Raw genomic sequence first — 22,107 nt, forward strand, 5'->3', positions numbered from 1 at the left:
CGACCGACTGGAGCCTCGATGACCGCCACGTCCGCCACCACCCGGCTCGAGGACTTCGGCGCACTGCTCGAAGGCCGCCGCGTCGTGCCCGTCGTCCGCGAGCTCTTCGCCGACGGGGAGACCCCCGTCGGCATCTACCGCAAGCTCGCCGAGGGCCGGCCCGGGACCTTCCTGCTGGAGTCCGCCGAACAGGGCGGGATCTGGTCGCGCTACTCCTTCGTGGGCGTGGCCTCCTACGGAGTGCTCACCGAACACGACGGCCGGGTCGTGTGGCAGGATCACGGGCTGTCCGAGGCGCGCGCGCTGGGCGAGGCATCCGACCTGGCCCCGCTCGCCGCGCTCGAGGCGCTCTACGAGCGCTGGGCCACGGTCGACGTGCCCGGCGCGCCGCCGCTGACGGGCGGACTCGTGGGATTCATCGGGTGGGACGCGATCCGTCAGATCGAGCACCTGCCGAACCGGCCGCCGGCCGACTTCTCCGTGCCCGGACAGGCGTTCACGTTCGTGTCCGAGCTCGTGGTGATCGACCACCGGACGGGCACCGTGCAGCTGATCGCGTCGGTGCTCAACGACGGCGAGTCCGATGCGGCCGCGCTCTGGGCCGACGCGCAGCGCCGGCTCGACGGCCTGCAGGCCGGGCTCGCGGCACCGGGTGAGGCCTGGCTCGCCGAGATCGACCTCTCGGCGACCGGCACGCCGCGCCACCGCACCGAGAAGGCGGACTTCCTCGCAGCGGTCGACCGCTCGAAGGAGTACATCCGCGAGGGCGATATCTTCCAGGTCGTGATCTCGCAGCGGTTCGAGCAGGAGGCGACCGCGCATCCGATCGACGTGTACCGCGTGCTGCGCAGCCTCAACCCGAGCCCCTACATGTATTTGCTGCATCTCGAGGGCACCGACGGCGAACCGTACTGGATCGTCGGCTCCTCGCCCGAGGCGCTCGTGAAGGTCGAGGACGGGCGCGTGTACACGCATCCGATCGCGGGCTCGAAGCCGCGCGGTGCGACGCCCGAGGCCGACGCGGACCTCGAGGCCGAGCTCGTGGGCGATCCCAAGGAGCAGGCCGAGCACCTGATGCTCGTCGACCTCGCCAGGAACGACCTCGCGAAGGTCTGCGAGGCCGGATCGGTCGAGGTGACCGAGTTCATGCGCGTCGAGCGGTTCAGCCACATCATGCACCTCGTGTCCTCGGTCCAGGGCGACCTGTCGGCGGGCCGGAACGCGATCGACGTCTTCCGGGCGACGTTCCCGGCCGGCACGCTCTCGGGCGCGCCGAAGCCGCGCGCGCTCGAGATCATCGATGAGCTCGAGCCCGCGCAGCGGGGCGTGTACGGGGGAGTGGTCGGCTACTTCGGCTTCGGCGGCGACGCCGACCTCGCGATCGCCATCCGAACCGCGACGATCTCGGGCGGCGTGGCGCGCGTGCAGGCCGGCGGAGGCCTCGTGGCGGACTCGGACCCCGAGTCCGAGTACGAGGAGTCGCGCAACAAGGCTGCCGCGCCGCTCCGGGCGGTCGCCGTCGCGAACGCGATGCGAAGGGTCGGCTGAGTGCGTCGGAGCCGGATGAAACTGCCGTCGATCGTCGCCACGATCGTCGGAGGCGGGCTGGCGCTCTTGGCGTGGAGCCAGACCTGGTTCGAGCTCGAGCTGTCCGCCGGCGCCGGCAGCGGCGAGCCCATCGAGGTCGCCGGCCAGATCGCGTCGCCCGCGGTGGCCGCGCTCGGCCTCGCGGCCCTCGCCCTCGGCGGGGCGCTCGCGATCGCCGGGCCCGGGATCCGCATGGTCCTCGGGGTGCTCGCGGTCCTGCTCGGCGGCTGCGTGCTGCTCGCCTCGGGCGTGTCCCTCGGCGATCCGGTCGCGGCCGTCGGTCCCGCGGTGACGGATGCCACGGGCGTCGCCGGTGCGCAGCCGACCGCCGCGCTCGTGGGGTCGGTGACCCCGACCTTCTGGCCGGTCGTCGCGATCGCCGCGGGGGTGCTCGTCGCGGTCGCGGGTGGGCTCGTGCTCGCGACGGGCCTCGCCTGGCCGGCGTCGTCGCGGCGCTACCGCGACGCCCGGCGTCCCCGGTTCGATCCGGCGGATGGTCCGGCCACGGCCGGCGCAGACGGCGCGGTCGGTGGGAACGCTGGAGCCGCGGTCGCCGACGCCGAGGGCGACGCGAGCGATGCGCACGGCGCGCAGCACGGAGCATCCGACCGGGCGATCGACGACTGGGACGATCTGAGCCGCGGCGACGACCCGACGCGCTGAGCCGACGCCGACCGGCCGGACCGCGTGCCGCACGTGCGCCCCGCGTAGGCGCGCCGTGCGCGCGCTGCGCGCGCGAAACCGCCGTCCGTGCGCCCGCTAGACTGGCAGGCGACCCCCGCAACGAAGGAGCGACATGAGCACTGAGACCGACGAACCCGGCCACGGACACTCGCCCGCGGCGTGGACGGCCGTCACGATCATGCTGGTCGCGTTCACGATCGGCACGTTCGCGTTCTGGTTCGACCTGGCCTGGCTCGTGTGGGCCTCGGCCGGCCTGCTCGTGATCGGTCTCGTGGTGGGCTGGGTGCTCGCGCGCGCCGGGTACGGCGTGGGTGGCGCGAAGGTCGCTCCTCCGAAGGTGCACTGAGCGACGTGCTAGACGAGCTGACGGCGAACGCCGTCGCCGACGCGCGGACCCGTGAGACCGAGCGTCCGCTGGCCGACGTCGAGGCCGCCGCACTCGCACGCCCCGCTGCGCTCGACGCGCTCACGCTGCTCGCGCCCGGTGAGCGCGTCAAGATCATCGCCGAGATCAAGCGATCGAGCCCGTCACGCGGGGCGCTCGCCGAGATCGTCGATCCGGCGGCGCTCGCGCGCGAGTACGAGCTCGGTGGAGCGAGTGCGATCAGCGTGCTCACCGAGGGGCGCAAGTTCGGCGGCTCGCTCGCCGACCTCGAGGCCGTGCGCGCCGCGGTCGCGCTCCCGGTGCTGCGCAAGGACTTCATCGCGACGCCCTACCAGGTGTTCGAGGCGCGTGCCGCGGGCGCCGATCTCGTGCTCCTCATCGTCGCCGCGCTCGACGACGCGACGCTCGCCGAGCTGTACGAGCTCATCGTCCAGCTCGGGATGACGCCGCTCGTCGAGACGCACTCGGCCGAGGAGCTCGAACGCGCCGCGGCGGTCGGCGCGAAGCTCATCGGCGTGAACGCGCGCGACCTGTCGACCTTCGAGCTCGACCGCGACCTCTTCGGCCGGCTCGCCGACCGGTTCCCGGCGGGCGCGATCCGCGTCGCGGAGTCCGCGGTGCTCTCACCCGACGACGTGGCCCACTACCGCCGTGCGGGCGCCGACGTGGTGCTCGTCGGCGAGGCGCTCGTCACGGGCGACCCCATTGCGAACCTCTCGGCATTCCTGGCGGTGTGAACATGGCCCTCCGCGACCAGACCGGTCCCTACTTCGGCGAGTTCGGCGGGCGGTTCGTGCCCGAGTCGCTCGTCGCCGCGCTCGACGAGCTCGGTGAGGCGTACACGCTCGCCAAGCTCGATCCCGCGTTCGGCGCCGAGCTCGCCGAGCTCGGGCGCAGCTACACGGGGCGCCCCTCGATCATCACCGAGGTGCCGCGGTTCGCCGAGCACGCCAACGGTGCGCGCATCATCCTGAAGCGTGAGGACCTGAACCACACGGGTTCGCACAAGATCAACAACGTGCTCGGCCAGGCCCTGCTCACCAAGCGCATCGGCAAGCAGCGCGTGATCGCCGAGACCGGGGCCGGGCAGCACGGCGTGGCCACGGCCACGGCCGCCGCGCTCTTCGGGCTCGACTGCACGATCTACATGGGCGAGGTCGACACCGAGCGCCAGGCGCTGAACGTGGCCCGCATGCGGCTGCTCGGGGCCGAGGTCGTGCCCGTCAAGGCCGGCTCGCGCACGCTGAAGGACGCGATCAACGAGGCCATGCGCGACTGGGTGACGAACGTCGCGACGACCAACTACGTCTTCGGCACGGTCGCGGGCCCCCACCCGTTCCCCGAGATGGTCCGCGACTTCCAGAAGATCGTCGGCGAGGAAGCGAGGGCACAGGTGCTCGAGCTCACGGGCGAGCTGCCCACGGCGGTCGCGGCGTGCGTCGGCGGCGGTTCGAACGCGATCGGCATCTTCCACGCGTTCCTCGACGACACAGGCGTCGGGCTGTACGGGTTCGAGGCGGGCGGCGAGGGCGCCGAGACGCCCAGGCACGCGGCGACCATCACGAAGGGGCGGCCGGGCGTCCTGCACGGCGCGCGCAGCATGATGCTGCAAGACGAGGACGGCCAGACCATCGAGTCGCACTCGATCTCGGCGGGCCTCGACTACCCCGGCGTCGGCCCTGAGCACTCCTGGCTCGCGGCGCTCGGGCGCGCCGACTACCGGCCGGTGACGGATGCGGCCGCCATGGAGGCGCTCCGCCTGCTCACGCGCACCGAGGGCATCATCCCCGCGATCGAGTCCGCGCACGCGCTCGCGGGCGCGATCGAGCTGGGCCACGAGCTCGGCCAGGAGGCGACGATCCTCGTGAGCCTCTCCGGCCGGGGCGACAAAGACATGGACACGGCCGCGCGCTGGTTCGGGCTGTACGACGACGAGGCTGAGGAGGCCGGGGCATGACGTCCGTCGCTCCCGTGATCGCGCGGCGCAATGACGAGGCCGCCGGCGCGCTCATCGGCTATCTGCCCGTGGGGTTCCCCGATCTCGACGCGAGCATCGACGCGGCGGTCGCGCTCGTGGAGCACGGCGTCGACGTGCTCGAGCTCGGCCTGCCGTACTCCGACCCCGTCATGGACGGTCCCGTCATCCAGTCCGCCACGCAGCAGGCGCTCGCGAACGGGTTCCGGCTCGCCGACGGGTTCGAGGCGGTGCGGCGCATCACCGAGCGGGTGGATGCCCCGGTGCTGATCATGACCTACTGGAACCCGGTGGTGCAGTACGGGGTCGACCGCTTCGCGGCGGACCTCGCGGCCGCGGGCGGAGCCGGGCTGATCACGCCGGACCTCATCCCCGACGAGGGCGCCGACTGGATCGCCGCGTCCGAGTGCGAGGGGCTCGACCGGGTGTTCCTGGCCGCACCGACCTCGAGCGACGCACGCATCCGCCAGACGGTCGACTCGAGCCGCGGATTCGTCTACGCGGTGTCGACGATGGGCATCACGGGGGCGCGCAGCGACGTCGACCTCGCCGCGCGCACGCTCGTCGACCGGCTGCACGCGGCCGACGCACCCGCGGCCTGCGTGGGCATCGGCATCTCGACGGCGGCCCAGGTCGCCGAGGTGCTCGAGTACGCCGAGGGTGCGATCGTCGGCTCCGCGCTCGTCGCGGCGCTCGCGCGCGGGGGAGTCGACGCGGTCGCCGAGCTCGCGAGCGAGCTCGCGCGCGGCACCCGCTCCGAGTGAAGTACGCTCGATGGGGCCGCGAGCGGCCCCCGTTCCGTGAGACGGTCCACCCGTCTGTGAGACTGATCGTCTGTCCGTGAGAAAGGCGCACCCGGCGTGATCGCACCCCTCAGCATCCCGAGCCCCGACTATGCCTGGCAGGTCTGGGAGATCCCGCTGTTCGGGATCACGCTGAACATCCACATCTACGCCCTGTGGATCCTGCTCGGCATCATCCTCGCGATCGCCATCACGTCACGCCGCCTCACCAAGCGCGGCGCCGAGCCCGGCATCGTCCTCGACATCGCGCTCTGGGCCGTCCCGCTCGGCATCATCGGCGCGCGCCTGTACCACGTGTTCACGCATCCCGGCGATTACTTCTTCGAGGGCGCCAACATCTGGAACCCGTTCCAGCCCGGCGCGATCTGGAACATCTGGGAGGGCGGGAACGCGATCTTCGGCGCCCTGATCGGCGGCGGGATCGGCGTGCTCATCGGCTGCCGCATGACGGGGCTGCGATTCTGGTCCTTCGCCGACGCACTCGCGCCCGGCCTGCTCGTCGCCCAGGCGGTCGGCCGCATCGGCAACTGGTTCAATCATGAGCTGTTCGGCATGCCGACCGACCTGCCCTGGGGGCTCGAGATCGAGTCGAGCAACGACGCCTACCCCGCCGGCCTGCCCGAGGGCGTCCTCTTCCACCCGACGTTCCTCTACGAGCTCATCTGGAACCTCGCGGGCGCGGCGCTGATCGTGTTCTTCCTGGAGAAGCGATTCCACTTGCGCTGGGGCCGCGCGTTCGCCGTCTACCTCATCTGGTACGGCGCGGGCCGCTCGTTCTTCGAGTCCATCCGCGTCGACCCGAGCGAGATGTTCCTCGGCGTCCGGGTCAACGTCTGGGCGGCCTGGGCCGCGGTCGTGGTGGGCATCGTGCTGCTCATCGTGCAGCGCCGCAGGCACCCCGGACTCGAGCCGAGCGTGTACGTGCCGGGGCGTGAATGGCCGGGCCCTGACGCTGAGGTAGACTCTGATGGCTCCGAGTCCGAATCCGACTTGCTCGACGACGATGTCGAGGGTGAGAACGAGCCCGGCACCACGGCGGCCACAAGCCCCGGCCGGTCAGCCACCGAGTAGCGAACTCGTTCTCGACGCGACGCCGCCACCCGCGTATCGCCAACCCCACCCGCTTCGAAGGGCCGACGTCGTCCCCCGCCACCTAGTTGATGAGGACGGTCCCTATGTCGCTCACGCCACCCTTCTCGAGGTTCAGCACCGTTCCGGCTGCCCAGGGCATGTACGACCCTGCCGCCGAGAAGGACGCGTGCGGTCTCGCCATGGTCGCCACGCTGCGCGGCACCGCCGGGCATGACATCATCACGGCGGCGCTCGACGCCCTGCGTCACCTCGAGCATCGCGGCGCGATCGGGTCCGACGCGGGCACGGGCGACGGCGCGGGCATCATCACCCAGGTGCCCGACGCCTTCCTTCGCGAGGTCGCCGGCTTCGCGCTCCCCGCTGCGGGGCAGTACGCGGTCGGCAACGCCTTCCTGCCGGTCGACCCGACCGGGCGGAGCCGGATCAAGCAGCAGCTCCAGCACATCGCGCGCGAAGAGGGCCTCGAGGTGCTCGGCTGGCGCGAGGTCCCGGTCCGCCCCGACGAGCTCGGCACGCTCGCGCGCGCGGCGATGCCGGTCGTCCAGCAGCTGTACGTGCAGTCGATGGCGCGCACGGAAGACGGCGCGCGCGTCGAAGGCATCGCACTGGACCGCCTGACGTTCCGGCTGCGCAAGCGGGCCGAGCGCGAGCTCGAGCTCTACTTCGCGTCGCTGTCCTGCCGCACCATGGTCTACAAGGGCATGGTCACGACCCTCCAGCTCGAGCCGTTCTACCCCGACCTCTCCGACGAGCGGTTCGCGTCGAAGCTCGCACTCGTGCACTCGCGCTACTCGACCAACACGTTCCCGTCGTGGCCGCTCGCGCAGCCGTTCCGCATGATCGCGCACAACGGCGAGATCAACACCATCCAGGGCAATCGCAACTGGATGCGGGCGCGCCAGTCGCAGCTCGAGTCCGAGCTGCTCGGCGATCTCGCTCCCGTGCTGCCGATCGTGACCCCCGGCGCGAGCGATTCCGCGTCGTTCGACGAGGTCGTCGAGCTGCTCACCCTCTCGGGGCGGAGCCTGCCGCACGCGATCATGATGATGGTGCCCGAGGCCTGGGAGAACCAGACCGAGATCGACCCCGCGCGCCGGGCGTTCTACGAGTACCACTCGATGCTCATGGAGCCGTGGGACGGCCCCGCCGCGATCGTGTTCACCGACGGATCCCTGGTCGGCGCGACCCTCGACCGCAACGGGCTGCGCCCGGGCCGGTATCTCGTGACCGACGACGGGCTGGTCGTGCTCGCGAGTGAGATCGGCGTGCTCGACATCGACCAGTCCAAGGTCGTACGCAAGGGCCGCCTGCAGCCCGGGCGCATGTTCCTCGTCGACACCGAGGCCGGCCGGCTCATCGAGGACGACGAGATCAAGGCCGACCTCGCGGCGTCTGCGCCGTGGGGCGACTGGCTCGACGAAGGGCGCATCAGCCTCGCCGAGCTGCCCGAGCGTGAGCACATCGTGCATCCTCCGGCGTCGGTCAACCGTCGTCAGCGCACGTTCGGGTACACCGAGGAGGAGGTGAAGATCCTCCTCGCGCCCATGGCGAAGACCGGTGCGGAGCCGCTGGGCGCGATGGGCTCCGACACCCCGGTCGCCGTGCTCTCCGAACGGCCGCGTCTGCTGTTCGACTACTTCACGCAGCAGTTCGCGCAGGTCACGAACCCGCCGCTCGACTCGATCCGCGAGCAGGTCGTCACCTCGCTCGGCACGTCGCTCGGACCCGAGCGGAACCTGCTGTCCGCGGGGCCCGAGCACGCCAGGCAGGTGTCGCTGGACTTCCCGGTCATCGACAACGACGAGCTCGCGAAGATCGTGCACATCGACCCGAGCCCCGGCGCACGGACCACCGTGACGCTGCGCGGGCTGTACCGCTTCGACGAGGGGCCCGACGCGCTCGGCAACCGTCTGCTCGCGCTCTACGACGAGGTCGACGAGGCCATCGAGGCGGGCGCGTCGTTCATCGTGCTCAGCGACCGCGACTCCAACAAGGACCTCGCGCCCATCCCGTCGCTGCTCATGCTGTCGGCCGTGCACCATCACCTCATCCGCTCGGAGACCCGCATGAAGGTCGGCCTCGTCGTCGAGGCCGGCGACGTGCGCGAGGTGCACCACGTGGCCCTGCTCGTCGGCTACGGCGCGTCCGCGGTCAACCCGTACCTCGCGATGGAGACCTGCGAGGAGCTCGTGCGCTCGGGCGTCATCACGGGCGTCTCACCCGAGGCGGCGGTGCGCAACGTGATCAAGGCGCTCGGCAAGGGCGTGCTGAAGATCATGTCGAAGATGGGCATCTCGACCATCGCGTCCTACGCGGGCGCTCAAGCCTTCGAGGCGGTCGGGCTCTCGCAGGAGTTCATCGACGAGTACTTCACCGGCACGACCTCGAAGCTCGGCGGCGTGGGGCTCGACGTGATCGCGACGGAGAACCTCGCGCGTCACACGGTGGCCTACCCCGAGGACGAGGCGGTGCGGGCGCACGAGCGGCTCGCCACCGGCGGTGAGTATCAGTGGCGGCGCGACGGCTCGCCGCACCTGTTCAACCCCGAGACGGTCTTCCGCCTGCAGCACTCGACCCGCACGCGGCGGTACGACATCTTCCGCGAGTACACCTCGCTGGTCGACTCGCAGGCCGAGTCGCTCATGACCCTGCGCGGCATGTTCGCGCTGCGCACGGGCTCGCGCGCTCCCGTGCCGATCGACGAGGTCGAGTCGGTCGAGTCGATCGTCACGCGCTTCTCGACCGGCGCGATGAGCTACGGGTCGATCTCGAAGGAGGCGCACGAGACGCTCGCGATCGCCATGAACCGGCTCGGCGCGAAGTCGAACACCGGCGAGGGCGGCGAAGACGTCGACCGGCTCCTCGACCCCGAGCGCCGGAGCGCGATCAAGCAGGTCGCATCCGGCCGGTTCGGCGTGACGAGCATGTACCTCACGCACGCCGACGACATCCAGATCAAGCTCGCGCAGGGCGCCAAGCCCGGTGAGGGCGGCCAGCTCCCGCCGACCAAGGTCTACCCGTGGGTCGCGCGGACCCGGCACGCGACCGCGGGCGTCGGGCTCATCTCGCCGCCGCCGCACCACGACATCTACTCGATCGAAGACCTCAAACAGCTCATCTTCGATCTCAAGCGCGCCAACCCGAACGCGCGCATCCACGTCAAGCTCGTGAGCCAGTCGGGCATCGGCGCGGTCGCCGCCGGCACGGCGAAGGCCCTCGCCGACGTGATCCTCGTCTCGGGGCACGACGGCGGCACGGGCGCCAGCCCGCTGAACTCGCTCAAGCACGCGGGCACGCCGTGGGAGCTCGGCCTCGCCGAGACGCAGCAGACGCTCATGCTGAACGGCATGCGCGACCGGGTCGTGGTGCAGGTCGACGGTCAGCTCAAGACCGGTCGTGACGTCGTGATCGGCGCCCTGCTCGGCGCCGAGGAGTTCGGCTTCGCGACCGCCCCGCTCGTGGTCGAGGGCTGCATCATGATGCGCGTCTGCCACCTCGACACCTGCCCCGTGGGCGTGGCCACGCAGAACCCCGAGCTGCGCAAGCGGTTCACGGGGAAGCCCGAGTTCGTCGTGAACTTCTTCGAGTTCATCGCGCAGGAGGTGCGCGAGTACCTCGCCGAGCTCGGCTACCGCTCGCTCGACGAGATCATCGGGCGCCGTGAGCTGCTCGACGTCGACCGCGCCGTCGAGCACTGGAAGACGGCGGGGCTCGACCTCACGCCGGTGCTCGTCGGCCCCGACTTCTCGTCGTCGGAGCCGCGGCGCAATGCCCGCGCCCAGGACCACGAGCTGGCCGAGCACTTCGACAACGAGCTCATCCAGCAGAGCCGGCTCGTGCTCGAGGGGGGCGCCGAGCGCGCGGGCCTCGACGGGGCCGCGCCCGGCACGGGCGGCACGGTGCGCATCGAGCTGCCCATCAAGAACACCGAGCGCGCCGTGGGCACCATGCTCGGCCACGAGGTGACCGCGCGCCACGGCGAGCACGGGCTCCCGGCCGGCTCCATCGACATCACCCTCACGGGCTCGGCGGGTCAGTCGTTCGGCGCCTTCCTGCCGAACGGGGTCACGCTGCGCCTCGAGGGCGACTCGAACGACTACGTCGGCAAGGGGCTCTCGGGCGGCCAGATCGTCGTGCGCCCCGCGCCCGACGCCGGATTCGTCGCCGAGCGCAACGTGATCGCCGGCAATGTCATCGGGTACGGCGCGACCCGGGGATCGATGTTCATCCGCGGCATCGTCGGTGAGCGGTTCCTCGTGCGCAACTCGGGCGCGACCGCGGTCGTCGAAGGCGTCGGCGACCACGCCCTCGAGTACATGACCGGTGGGCTCGCGCTCATCCTCGGCGAGACCGGCCGCAACCTCGGAGCAGGCATGTCGGGCGGCACCGCCTATGTGCTCGATCTCCGCGAGGGCCGCGTGAACCGGGAGTCGCTGTCCGGCGGTGAGCTCGAACTGCTTCCGCTCGGCAGCGCCGACCGCGAGATCGTGCGCGACCTGCTCGAGCAGCACGTCGAGCACACGGGCTCCGCCGTGGCCGCCCAGCTCCTCGAGGCTGGCGACGTGGCGTTCGACCGGCTGACCAAGGTGCTGCCGCGCGACTACGCCGCAGTGCTTCGAACCCGCCAGACGGCCGTCGACGAGGGGCTCGACCCCGACGGTGACGTGGTGTGGACCCGCATTCTGGAGGTGACGGGTGGCTGACCCGAAGGGCTTTCTGAAGGTCACCGAGCGAGAGCTGCCCAAGCGGCGGCCGGTTCCGGTGCGCATCATGGACTGGAAAGAGGTGTACGAGCCGGGCGACTCCGCCGTCCTGCGCAGGCAGGCCGGTCGTTGCATGGACTGCGGTGTGCCGTTCTGCCACCAGGGCTGCCCGCTCGGCAACCTGATCCCCGAGTGGAACGACCTGACCTGGCGCGGCGAGGACCGCTCGGCGATCGAGCGACTGCACGCGACGAACAACTTCCCGGAGTTCACCGGCCGGCTGTGCCCGGCCCCGTGCGAGTCCGCGTGCGTCCTCGGCATCAACCAGCCCGCGGTGACGATCAAGCAGGTCGAGGTCTCGATCATCGATCAGGCGTTCGGTCACGGCTGGGTGCAGCCGCAGCCGCCCGGCCGCCTCACCGGCAAGACCGTCGCGGTCGTCGGCTCCGGGCCGGCCGGGCTCGCCGCGGCCCAGCAGCTCACCCGGGCGGGTCACACGGTCGCGGTGTACGAGCGCGACGACCGCATCGGCGGGCTCCTGAGGTACGGCATCCCCGACTTCAAGATGGAGAAGAAGCACATCGACCTGCGCCTCGCGCAGATGACGGCCGAGGGCACCCGCTTCCGCGCGGGCGTGAACATCGGCGTGGACATCACATGGGCGCAGCTCCGCGAGCGGTACGACGCGGTCGTGGTCGCCACGGGCGCCATGGTCCCGCGTGACCTGCCGATCCCGGGGCGCGACCTGCCCGGGGTGCACTTCGCCATGGACTACCTCACGCAGTCCAACCGTGCGGTCGCGGGCGACGACGTGTTCGACCAGATCACCGCGGAGGGCAAGCACGTCGTCGTCCTCGGCGGCGGCGACACGGGTGCCGACTGCATCGGCACCGCGCACCGGCAGGGTGCGCTGACCGTCACCAACCTCGCCATCGGCAAGCAGCCGGGCGAGGCCAGGTCGGCGGACCAGCCCTGGCCGATGCATCCGACGCTGTTCGAGATGCAGTCGGCGCACGAGGAGGGCGGCACGCGCGAGTACCTCGCGTCGACCGTCGAGTTCCTCGCGAACGACGCCGGCGAGGTGCGCGCGATCCGGGTCGCCGAGACCGAGTACCTCGACGGCCGCCGCGTGCCGAAGGCGGGCACCGAGCGCGAGATCCCCGCGGACCTCGTGCTCCTCGCCCTCGGTTTCACCGGGCCGGAGACCGCCGAGCTCGACGAGCAGCTGAGCCTGTCGCTGACCGGCCGCGGCACCATCGAGCGCGACGACGCCTATGCCACGAGCACGCCCGGCGTCTACGTGGCCGGCGACGCCGGCCGGGGGCAGTCGCTCATCGTCTGGGCGATCGCCGAGGGTCGGGCTGCGGCCGCGGCCGTCGACCGGTACCTTGAAGGCGACACGCGACTTCCGAGCCCCGTCCGGGCGAGTGCCAGAGCATTCGCCGTCTGACCTTCCCGCGCCTTCGGCGCCCTTTCGACCATCGACCCGCGCGTCCTGCGCGGAACACCTGGGAGCACACAACCACATGAGACGAGCGAAGATCGTCGCGACCCTCGGTCCGGCGACGTCGAGCTACGAGCAGATCCGCGCCATCATCGATGCCGGGGTCGACGTCGCCCGAATGAACCTCAGCCACGGCAGCTACGAGGTGCACGAGGGCGTCTACCAGAACGTGCGGAAGGCCGCGAACGACTCCGGCCGCGCGATCGCGGTGCTCGTCGACCTGCAGGGGCCGAAGATCCGTCTGGGCAAGTTCGAGGGCGGGCCGTACGAGCTCGCCGAGGGCGACATCTTCAAGATCACCGTCGACGACATCGTCGGTAGCAAAGAGATCGTGAGCACCACGTTCAAGGGCCTGCCGGGCGACGTCAAGCCGGGCGACCCGCTGCTCATCGACGACGGCAAGGTCCGCGTCGAGGTCATCGAGACCGACGGCACCGTCGTCACCACCAAGGTCGTCGTCGCCGGCCCGGTCTCGAACAACAAGGGCATCAACCTGCCGGGCGTGGCGGTCAACGTGCCGGCCCTGTCCGAGAAGGACGAGGCCGACCTGCGCTGGGGCCTCGAGCTCGGTGCCGACCTGATCGCGCTGTCGTTCGTCAGGAACGCCGCCGACATCACGCGCGTGCACGAGATCATGGACGAGGTCGGCCGGCGTGTGCCGGTCGTGGCGAAGATCGAGAAGCCGCAGGCGGTCGATCACCTCGAGGAGATCATCGAGGCCTTCGACGCGATCATGGTCGCCCGTGGCGACCTCGGCGTCGAGCTGCCGCTCGAGGCGGTGCCGATCGTGCAGAAGAAGGCGGTCGAGATCGCCCGTCGTCTCGCGAAGCCCGTCATCGTGGCGACGCAGATGCTCGAGTCGATGATCCACAGCCCGGTGCCGACGCGCGCCGAGACCTCCGACGTCGCGAACGCGGTGCTCGACGGCACCGACGCGGTCATGCTCTCGGGCGAGACGAGCGTGGGTGAGTACCCCGTCGTCACGGTGAAGACCATGGCGCGCATCGTGGAGTCGACCGAGCAGCACGGGCTCGAGCGCGTGCCGAAGCTCGGCACGAGGCCGCGCACCCAGTCGGGCGCGATCACCGCGGCCGCGGTCGACATCGCGGACTTCGTGGGCGCCAAGTACCTCTGCGTGTTCACCGAGTCGGGCGAGTCGGTGCGACGGATGTCCCGGCTGCGCAGCCCCATCCCGATCCTGGCGTTCACGCCCGACCCCGCGATCCGCCGCCGGATGTCGCTGTTCTGGGGCGTGGAGTCCTTCGTGGTCGACCGCGTGACGCACACCGACCAGATGGTCGGCCAGGTCGACGAGGTCATCGTGAAGTCCGGACGTGCCAAGGAGGGTGAGACGGTCGTCATCATCTCGGGTTCGCCTCCCGGCATCCCCGGCACGACGAACGACGTGCGCGTGCACCGCGTCGGCGACGTGCTCTGAGCCGACCCAGTCGAACGGCCCGGTCCTTCAAGGACCGGGCCGTTCGGCGTTCGGGTGCCGGTGGTGGGGGTCGAACCCACACGCCCTTTCGGGCAAAGCATTTTGAGTGCTCCGCGTCTGCCATTCCGCCACACCGGCCCGGGGGCTCCGTCAGAATACCGTAGGCTTTCTGTCGTGACAGACAGCGAAGCACCCCAGACGGCGCCCCGGCGCGTCGTCGTGGCCGAGGATGAGTCGCTCATCCGCCTCGACATCGTGGAGATCCTCCGGGACAACGGGTACGAGGTCGTCGGCGAGGCCGGTGACGGCGAGACCGCCGTCGCGCTCGCGACCGAGCTGCGCCCCGACCTGGTGATCATGGACGTGAAGATGCCGCAGCTCGACGGCATCTCGGCTGCCGAGCGGCTCTCGAAGGGGCACATCGCCCCCGTGGTGCTGCTCACGGCCTTCAGTCAGAAGGAGCTCGTGGAGCGCGCGAGCGAGGCGGGTGCGCTCGCGTACGTCGTGAAGCCGTTCACGCCCAACGACCTGCTGCCGGCGATCGAGATCGCGCTCGCCCGGCACGCCCAGATCATCGCGCTCGAGGCCGAGGTCGGCGACCTCGTCGAGCGCTTCGAGACCCGCAAGCTCGTCGACCGGGCGAAGGGCCTGCTGAACGAGAAGATGGGCCTGTCCGAGCCCGAGGCGTTCCGCTGGATCCAGAAGGCCTCGATGGACCGCCGGCTCACGATGCGCGACGTCTCGCAGGCGATCATCGAGCAGCTCTCGGCCAAGAAATAGGCACCAGACCACGACCAGAAGCGGATGCCGCGGCGAATGATTCGCCGCGGCATCCGTCGTCTGCGGGGGATCGTGACCGCGTGTCGGGGGCCGCTTGTAGGCTATTGAGGTGTCGGACCCCCAGAAGCCCTCCCTCCTCGTCATCGACGGCCACTCGCTCGCCTTCCGCGCGTTCTACGCCCTCCCGGTCGACAGTTTCAGCACCCGTGACGGGCAGCACACGAACGCCATCCACGGCTTCCTGTCGATGCTGCTCCTGCTGCTGCAGAACGAGAAGCCCACGCACATCGCGGTCGCGTTCGACAAGTCGCGCGTCTCCTTCCGCACGCGCGAGTACGAGGAGTACAAGGGCAACCGCGGCGAGACGCCGGCCGAGTTCAAGGGCCAGGTGCCGCTCCTCCAGGAGACGCTGAAGACCATGGGCATCACGGTGCTCGAGCTCGACGACTACGAGGCCGACGACATCCTCGCCACGCTCGCGACCCGCGGCGTGGCCGACGGGTACCGCGTGCTGCTCGTGTCGGGCGACCGCGACACGATCCAGCTCGTCAGCGACGACGTCACGCTGCTCTACCCGAACACGCAGGGCGTGTCGCAGCTCAAGCGCTACGACCCGGCCGCCGTCGTCGAACGGTACGGCATCCGGCCCGAGCAGTACCCCGACGTGGCCGCGCTCGTCGGCGAGACGAGCGACAACCTGCCGGGCATCACCAAGGTCGGCGAGAAGACCGCCGTCAAGTGGCTCGGGCTCTACGGCGACCTCGAGGGCATCCTCGCGCACGCCGACGAGATCAAGGGCGTCGTCGGCGAGAACCTGCGGCGCGAGCGCGAGCACGCCGAACGCAACCGGCGCCTGAACCGGCTCGTGTGCGATGCGCCGGTCGAGGTCGATCTCGCCGCGCTCGAGGCCAAGCCGTTCGACCTCGAGGCCGTCCGCGAGGCCTTCACGAGGCTCGAGTTCCGCACGCTCATGGACCGGCTGACCAAGCTCGTGCAGACCGGCTCGACGACCGGGCAGCTCGCGACGCCGACGCCGCCGCTCGAGATCCCCGGCGCCGAGCCCGCGCCCGACACCCCGGTGCCGAGCCGTGCCGTCGGCGCCGAGCTACAGGCATGGCTCGACCGGGCCACGGCCGCCGAGCCAGCCGGGCTCGGTCTGCATCTCGAGGTGCTCGACGGCAGGGTCGTCGGGGCGGGGGTCGCCACCAAGGCCGAGACGCTCGACGTGCAGTGGCGTGCCGGCGCCGCCGAGCTCGCGCCGTTCGAGGCGTGGCTCGCGAGCGACGCGCCGAAGATCGTGACCGACGCGAAGGGTCAGCTCAAGGCGCTCGCGCGTTCGGGGCTCGCGTTCGACGGGCTCGTGGTCGACCCGCTCATCGCGGGCTGGCTCGTCCGCCCGAACCTGCAGGAGAAGACGCTCGCCGACCTGGTCCAGCGCTATCTCGGCGAGACGGTCGCCGAGGCCGACCCGTCTCAGCTGCTCGCGGTCGACGGTGAGGGTGCCGGCGTGCCCGAGTTCGCGTGGTACTCGGTCCGCGTCGCGCCCGCCGTGCTCGCGGCGATGAGCGAGGGCACACGGGGTCTGCTCGCGGACCTCGAGATGCCGCTCATCCCGGTCCTCGCGGCCATGGAGCTGCGCGGCGTGGCCGTCTCGCACGAACGGCTGGCCGAGCTGTCGGCCGAGCTGGGGGAGCGGGCCGCGGCCCTCGCCGCGTCGGCCTTCGCCGAGATCGGTCGCGAGGTGAACCTCGGCTCGCCGAAGCAGCTCCAGGAGGTGCTCTTCGACCAGCTCGGCATGCCCAAGACGCGCGCGACGAAGACCGGCTACTCGACCGACGCGAGCGCGCTGGCCGACCTGCAGGAGTCGAGCCCGCACCCGTTCCTCGGTCTGCTGCTCGAACACCGCGACGCGACCAAGCTCCGCCAGATCGTCGACGCGCTCGACAAGGCGATCGGGTCCGACGGCCGCATCCACACCACGTACGGCCAGGTCGGCGCGGCCACCGGCCGCATGTCGAGCAACGACCCGAACCTGCAGAACATCCCGATCCGCACCGAAGACGGGCGCCGCATTCGTGAGGCGTTCCGCAACGGGCCCGAGTACGCCGAGCTGCTGACCGCCGACTACTCGCAGATCGAGATGCGGATCATGGCGCACCTCTCGGGCGATCCCGGGCTCATCGAGGCGTTCAACGCCGGCGAAGACCTGCACCGGTTCGTCGGTGCGCGCGTGTTCTCGGTCGCGCCCGAAGACGTCTCGCCGCTCATGCGCACGAAGGTGAAGGCGATGTCGTACGGGCTCGCGTACGGCCTCAGCGCGTTCGGCCTGTCGAAGCAGCTCCGCATCGACCGCGGCGAGGCGACCCAGCTCATGAAGGACTACTTCGAGCGGTTCGGCGCGGTGCGCGACTACCTCCGCGGCGTCGTCGAGCAGGCCAAGCTCGACGGGTACACCGAGACGATCTTCGGGCGCCGTCGGCCGTTCCCCGACCTCAACAGCCCGAATCGCGTGCTTCGCGAGAACGCCGAGCGCGCGGCGCTCAACTCGCCGATCCAGGGTTCGGCCGCCGACCTCATCAAGCTCGCCATGGTGAGCACCGAGCGGGCGCTCACCGAGGCGGGGCTCGGCTCGCGCATGCTCATGCAGGTGCACGACGAGCTCATCTTCGAGGTCGCGCCCGGCGAGTCCGACCAGGTCGCCGAGATCGTCCGCGATCGGATGGCGCACGCCGCCGACCTGCTCGTCCCGCTCGACGTGCAGATCGGCCGCGGCGCGAGCTGGGACGACGCGGCGCACTAGTCCCGATGTCGTTGGTCGAGTAGCGCCCGAGGAACGAGGACGCGTATCGAGACCTCGCGAGCCGCTCTCGCCATCGCGTACCGGGTCTCGATACGCGTGCTCCTCCGTCGCTCGCTCCTCGACCAACGGTCAGGCCTAGGGTGGATCTCATGGCCGATCAGACGCGCACCCCGACCCATGTCGATCGCATCGCCGAGGGGTGGGTCGACACCGTCGTCGAGCTCTCGCCGACCACGGGGACCTACATCGGCCGGCGTGAGGCAGACACCAAGCTCCCCGACCTGTCGCCCGAGGGTCACGAGCAGGCGGTGCAGGCCGCGCGCGACGCGCTCGCCGCGCTCCGCGCGGCGACGCCCGCCGACGACGTCGACCGGGTCACCGTGGCCGACCTCGGCAGCGAGCTCGAGCTCGCGATCGAGGAACACGAGGCGGGACTGCACCTCAGGGATCTGAACGTCATCGCGAGCCCGGCGCAGGAGCTGCGCGAGGTGTTCGACCTCATGGCGACCGACTCGGTCGACGACTGGGAGCGCATCGCGACGAGACTCGAGGCGCTGCCGGACGCGCTCGGCGGCTATGCCGCGACGCTGCGGGCCGGTGCCGAGCGCGGCGTCGTCCCGGCGATCCGGCAGGTCCGTGAGGTCGCCGTGCAGGCGCGCCGCTACGCGCGGCCCGACGGGTTCTTCGGGAGGTTCGCGGCCGAGGCCGCGACCGGGGGCGCAGCCGCGGCCGAGGGTGTGACCGACGGCGCGGCCCCGCCGACGCGCGGCGCGGCGCTGCCGGGTTCGCTGGCGACCGGCCTCGAGGAGGCGGCGGCGCGCGCCGCCGGCGCCTATGAACGGTTCGCCGAGTTCCTCGAGACCGAGCTCGCGCCTCGAGCCGGCACCGAGGACGCGGTGGGCCGCGACCTGTACGCCCTGCGCTCGCGGCACTTCCTCGGCGCCGTGGTCGACCTCGACGAGACGTACGAGTGGGGGATCGACGAGCTCGCGCGCATGGTCGCCGAGCAGGAGTCCATCGCGAACGAGATCCTGCCCGGGGCATCCGTCGCCGAGGCCGTCGCCCATCTCGAAGCCGACCCGGCGCGCAAGCTGCACGGGACCGAGGCCCTCCAACGATGGATGCAGGCGACGAGCGACCGCGCGGTGGCCGAGCTGGGCGCGACCCAGTTCGACATCCCGGCGGAGATCCGCACGCTCGAGTGCCGCATCGCGCCCACGCAGGAGGGCGGCATCTACTACACGGGCCCGACCGACGACTTCTCGCGTCCGGGGCGGATGTGGTGGTCGGTGCCCGAGGGCGTGACCGAGTTCGACACCTGGCGGGAGCTGACGACCGTGTACCACGAGGGCGTGCCCGGCCATCACCTGCAGATCGGGCAGGCCGTGGTCAATCGCGGCACGCTGAACACCTGGCGCCGACAGCTCGCCGGCACGTCGGGTCACGCGGAGGGGTGGGCGCTCTACGCCGAGCGGCTCATGGCGGAGCTCGGGTATCTCGACGACCCGGCAGACCGGCTCGGCATGCTCGACGGGCAGCGCATGCGCGCGGCCCGGGTCGTGCTCGATCTGGGCGTGCACCTCGGCAAACCGCGCCCCGACGGCGGCGGCGTCTGGACGGGGGAGTACGCGCTCGAGTTCATGCTCGCCAACGTGAACATGCCCGAGGAGTTCGTGCGGTTCGAGGTGAACCGGTATCTCGGGTGGCCGGGCCAGGCGCCGTCGTACAAGATCGGCCAGCGCATCTGGGAACAGCTGCGCGATGAGACGCGGCGACGCGAGGGGGCGGCGTTCGACATCCGGGCCTTCCATAAGCGCGCGCTCGATCTGGGCGGCGTCGGGCTCGACACGCTGCGCTCGGCCGTCCTCGGCTGACCCGCGCAGCGGGTGGCCGCAGCGGGTGGTTGCCGCGGCCGGTCGCGGTCCGTTAGGATTGAACGTCACGTTTGTGACATCCATGTCCGCATGCCCATCGCGGAACCACAACCTTGCTCGACCTGGCGATGGGCCTGATTCTGTCCTTTCGGAGCAACCACTACATGACCACCGTAACGACCAAGGCGCCCAAGCAGGTCGCGATCAACGACATCGGATCTGCTGACGATTTCCTCGCCGCGGTCGAGAAGACGCTCAAGTTCTTCAACGACGGCGACCTGATCGAAGGCACCGTCGTCAAGATCGACCGCGACGAGGTCCTCCTCGACGTCGGTTACAAGACCGAGGGTGTGATCCCCTCCCGCGAACTTTCCATCAAGCACGACGTCGACCCCACCGAGGTCGTCGAGGTCGGCGACACCGTCGAGGCGCTCGTTCTCCAGAAGGAGGACAAGGAAGGCCGCCTGATCCTGTCGAAGAAGCGCGCGCAGTACGAGCGCGCGTGGGGCGACGTGGAGAAGATCAAGGAGTCCGACGGCGTCGTGACCGGTTCGGTCATCGAGGTCGTCAAGGGCGGCCTCATCGTCGACATCGGCCTCCGCGGCTTCCTCCCGGCTTCGCTCATCGAGCTCCGCCGCGTGCGCGACCTCACGCCGTACCTCGGCCAGGAGATCGAGGCGAAGATCCTCGAGCTCGACAAGAACCGCAACAACGTCGTCCTCTCGCGCCGCGCGCTCCTGGAGCAGACGCAGTCCGAGTCGCGTTCGACGTTCCTCGCGAACCTCCACCCGGGCCAGATCCGCAAGGGTGTCATCTCCTCGATCGTCAACTTCGGTGCGTTCGTCGACCTGGGCGGCGTGGACGGCCTCGTGCACGTCTCCGAGCTCTCGTGGAAGCACATCGAGCACGCCAGCGAGGTCGTCGAGGTCGGCCAGGAGGTCACCGTCGAGGTGCTCTCCGTCGAGCTCGACCGCGAGCGCGTCTCGCTGTCGCTCAAGGCCACGCAGGAAGACCCCTGGCAGGTCTTCGCCCGCACCCACGCGATCGGTCAGGTCGCGCCGGGCAAGGTCACGAAGCTCGTGCCGTTCGGTGCGTTCGTCCGCGTGGCCGACGGCATCGAGGGCCTCGTGCACATCTCGGAGCTGTCCGCCAAGCACGTCGAGCTCGCCGAGCAGGTCGTGTCGGTCGGCGAAGAGGTCTTCGTCAAGGTCATCGACATCGACCTCGAGCGTCGTCGCATCTCGCTCTCGCTGAAGCAGGCGAACGAGGGCGTCGACCCCGAGGGCACCGAGTTCGACCCGGCGCTCTACGGCATGCTCACGGAGTACGACGACCAGGGCAACTACAAGTTCCCCGAGGGCTTCGACCCCGAGACCAACGAGTGGCGCGAAGGCTTCGACTCGCAGCGTGAGGAGTGGGAGCAGCAGTACGCCGCCGCCCAGGCTCGCTGGGAGGCGCACAAGAAGCAGGTCGCCGCTTCGCAGGCCGCGCAGGCGGCTGCCGAAGACTCGTTCGGCGGCGGTGGTTCGGGCAGCGGCTCGGCGTCCTACTCGAGCGACGCGGCCGGCAGCGGCACGCTCGCCGACGACGCCTCGCTCGCGGCCCTGCGCGAGAAGCTCTCGAGCAACAACTGATCGCAGCGCGATCCACGGAAGGCCGGTCCCCTCGGGGGCCGGCCTTCCGCCGTCTCGGCGCACCGACCCGGCACCCGGCGCCGGAGAAGGTGGGTTGGAAGTTGAAAAGTGGGTTGGAACTCGCCCGTGCCGACGCTCCGACCCACTTTTCGACCTCCATCACACGCTCCGACGCGTGTGCGCACGGTCGGTAGGGTGGGGATGTGTATCTGATCGGACTGACGGGCGGCATCGCCTCCGGGAAATCAACCGTGGCGCGACGGCTGTACGAGCACGGCGCGGTGCACATCGACGCCGACCAGCTCGCGCGGCGGGTCGTCGAACCGGGCAAGCCCGCGCTGCAGGCGATCGTCGAGGCGTTCGGCAGCGAGGTGCTGCGGGCCGACGGATCGCTCGACCGGCCCCGGCTCGGCGAGATCGTCTTCCATGACGAGGCGGCGCTCGCGAGGCTCAACGCGATCGTGCACCCGGCGGTGCGCGCGTTGGCGAAGCAGGTCCTCGCCGACGCCGAGCGCGACGACCCCGACGCGGTCGTCGTCTACGACGTGCCGCTGCTCGTCGAGACGTCCGTCGATCACGCGTTCGATCTGGTCGTCGTGACGAGCGCGGGTCGCAGGCAGCAGGTCGAGCGCCTCATCACGGAACGCGGCATGGACCCGATCCACGCCGAGGCGCGGGTCGACGCGCAGGCCGACGACGAGCAGCGTCGCGCGATCGCCGACGTGGTCATCGACACGTCGGGTTCGCTGGCGCGAACCATGAGCCAGACCGACGCGCTCTGGGCGAGGGTCCAGCAGGAACGGCGCGAGCGCCGCGCGCGAGCGTAGCCGGGGCGGATGCCTCGGGGG

At 70.7% G+C, this 22,107-nt stretch carries 15 protein-coding genes and 1 tRNA gene; 15 read left to right on the forward strand and 1 reads right to left on the reverse strand.

Annotation, left to right across the window (positions count from 1 at the left end):
• Positions 1-18 precede the first annotated feature (18 nt).
• From RH864_RS12445 to pyk, 10 genes are all read left to right on the forward strand, one after another.
• Positions 19-1,548: an anthranilate synthase component I gene (locus RH864_RS12445; RefSeq protein ID WP_310517875.1), complete on the forward strand. Its 1,530-nt coding sequence runs from the start codon at positions 19-21 to the stop codon at positions 1,546-1,548.
• 15 nt (positions 1,549-1,563) lie between these two features.
• A complete protein-coding gene (locus RH864_RS12450) occupies positions 1,564-2,250 on the forward strand; it encodes a Trp biosynthesis-associated membrane protein (RefSeq protein WP_310517876.1) in 687 nt (228 codons plus the stop codon).
• Between the two features lie 133 nt (positions 2,251-2,383).
• Positions 2,384-2,617: a DUF6704 family protein gene (locus RH864_RS12455; protein ID WP_310517877.1), complete on the forward strand. Its 234-nt coding sequence runs from the start codon at positions 2,384-2,386 to the stop codon at positions 2,615-2,617.
• A 5-nt stretch (positions 2,618-2,622) separates the two neighbouring features.
• Positions 2,623-3,393 (forward strand): indole-3-glycerol phosphate synthase TrpC, encoded by a 771-nt coding sequence (gene trpC / locus RH864_RS12460; protein WP_310517878.1) that lies wholly within the window; start codon positions 2,623-2,625, stop codon positions 3,391-3,393.
• A 2-nt stretch (positions 3,394-3,395) separates the two neighbouring features.
• Positions 3,396-4,613 (forward strand): tryptophan synthase subunit beta, encoded by a 1,218-nt coding sequence (gene trpB, locus RH864_RS12465; protein WP_310517879.1) that lies wholly within the window; start codon positions 3,396-3,398, stop codon positions 4,611-4,613.
• Positions 4,610-5,395, forward strand: a complete 786-nt coding sequence (gene trpA / locus RH864_RS12470; protein WP_310517880.1) for a tryptophan synthase subunit alpha — start codon at positions 4,610-4,612, stop codon at positions 5,393-5,395. The genes trpB and trpA overlap by 4 nt, the downstream gene beginning before the upstream one ends.
• Positions 5,396-5,491: 96 nt before the next feature.
• On the forward strand, positions 5,492-6,505 hold the full coding sequence (lgt, locus tag RH864_RS12475) for a prolipoprotein diacylglyceryl transferase (protein WP_396129971.1): 1,014 nt from the start codon (positions 5,492-5,494) through the stop codon (positions 6,503-6,505).
• Positions 6,506-6,609: 104 nt separating this feature from the next.
• Positions 6,610-11,229 (forward strand): glutamate synthase large subunit, encoded by a 4,620-nt coding sequence (gene gltB, locus RH864_RS12480; protein ID WP_310517881.1) that lies wholly within the window; start codon positions 6,610-6,612, stop codon positions 11,227-11,229.
• On the forward strand, positions 11,222-12,679 hold the full coding sequence (locus RH864_RS12485; RefSeq protein ID WP_310517882.1) for a glutamate synthase subunit beta: 1,458 nt from the start codon (positions 11,222-11,224) through the stop codon (positions 12,677-12,679). Before gltB ends, RH864_RS12485 begins: the two co-directional genes overlap by 8 nt.
• A gap of 76 nt (positions 12,680-12,755) precedes the next feature.
• Complete coding sequence (pyk, locus tag RH864_RS12490) at positions 12,756-14,171, forward strand: pyruvate kinase (protein ID WP_310517883.1); 1,416 nt, start codon at positions 12,756-12,758, stop codon at positions 14,169-14,171.
• Positions 14,172-14,226: 55 nt separating this feature from the next.
• Here the strand turns inward: pyk and RH864_RS12495 are convergent.
• Positions 14,227-14,309 (reverse strand) — tRNA-Leu (locus tag RH864_RS12495).
• Positions 14,310-14,345: 36 nt separating this feature from the next.
• Here RH864_RS12495 and RH864_RS12500 point away from each other — a divergent pair.
• From RH864_RS12500 to coaE, 5 genes are all read left to right on the forward strand, one after another.
• Entirely contained in the window at positions 14,346-14,951 is a 606-nt protein-coding gene (locus tag RH864_RS12500) for an ANTAR domain-containing response regulator (RefSeq protein WP_308796590.1), read from the forward strand.
• Between the two features lie 109 nt (positions 14,952-15,060).
• Positions 15,061-17,751, forward strand: a complete 2,691-nt coding sequence (gene polA / locus RH864_RS12505; RefSeq protein WP_310517884.1) for a DNA polymerase I — start codon at positions 15,061-15,063, stop codon at positions 17,749-17,751.
• Positions 17,752-17,900: 149 nt separating this feature from the next.
• Positions 17,901-19,625, forward strand: a complete 1,725-nt coding sequence (locus tag RH864_RS12510) for a DUF885 domain-containing protein (RefSeq protein WP_310517885.1) — start codon at positions 17,901-17,903, stop codon at positions 19,623-19,625.
• Between the two features lie 164 nt (positions 19,626-19,789).
• Positions 19,790-21,259, forward strand: coding sequence for a 30S ribosomal protein S1 (rpsA, locus tag RH864_RS12515; RefSeq protein WP_310517886.1), 1,470 nt, complete (start codon positions 19,790-19,792; stop codon positions 21,257-21,259).
• Between the two features lie 203 nt (positions 21,260-21,462).
• The gene (gene coaE, locus RH864_RS12520) at positions 21,463-22,086 is read left to right on the forward strand and encodes a dephospho-CoA kinase (RefSeq protein ID WP_310517887.1); all 624 of its coding nucleotides are present in this window, start codon (positions 21,463-21,465) and stop codon (positions 22,084-22,086) included.
• The last annotated feature ends 21 nt before the right edge of the window (positions 22,087-22,107 follow it).

The sequence above is a fragment of the Agromyces aerolatus genome, assembly GCF_031432255.1.
GTDB lineage: Bacteria > Actinomycetota > Actinomycetes > Actinomycetales > Microbacteriaceae > Agromyces.

Bases quoted from the DNA above. Each gene is read 5' to 3' on its own strand.
- RH864_RS12445 (WP_310517875.1), top strand. From the start codon at position 19: ATGACCGCCACGTCCGCCACCACCCGGCTCGAGGACTTCGGCGCACTG.
- RH864_RS12450 (WP_310517876.1), top strand. From the start codon at position 1,564: ATGAAACTGCCGTCGATCGTCGCCACGATCGTCGGAGGCGGGCTGGCG.
- RH864_RS12455 (WP_310517877.1), top strand. From the start codon at position 2,384: ATGAGCACTGAGACCGACGAACCCGGCCACGGACACTCGCCCGCGGCG.
- trpB (WP_310517879.1), top strand. From the start codon at position 3,396: ATGGCCCTCCGCGACCAGACCGGTCCCTACTTCGGCGAGTTCGGCGGG.
- trpA (WP_310517880.1), top strand. From the start codon at position 4,610: ATGACGTCCGTCGCTCCCGTGATCGCGCGGCGCAATGACGAGGCCGCC.
- gltB (WP_310517881.1), top strand. From the start codon at position 6,610: ATGTCGCTCACGCCACCCTTCTCGAGGTTCAGCACCGTTCCGGCTGCC.
- pyk (WP_310517883.1), top strand. From the start codon at position 12,756: ATGAGACGAGCGAAGATCGTCGCGACCCTCGGTCCGGCGACGTCGAGC.
- RH864_RS12510 (WP_310517885.1), top strand. From the start codon at position 17,901: ATGGCCGATCAGACGCGCACCCCGACCCATGTCGATCGCATCGCCGAG.
- rpsA (WP_310517886.1), top strand. From the start codon at position 19,790: ATGACCACCGTAACGACCAAGGCGCCCAAGCAGGTCGCGATCAACGAC.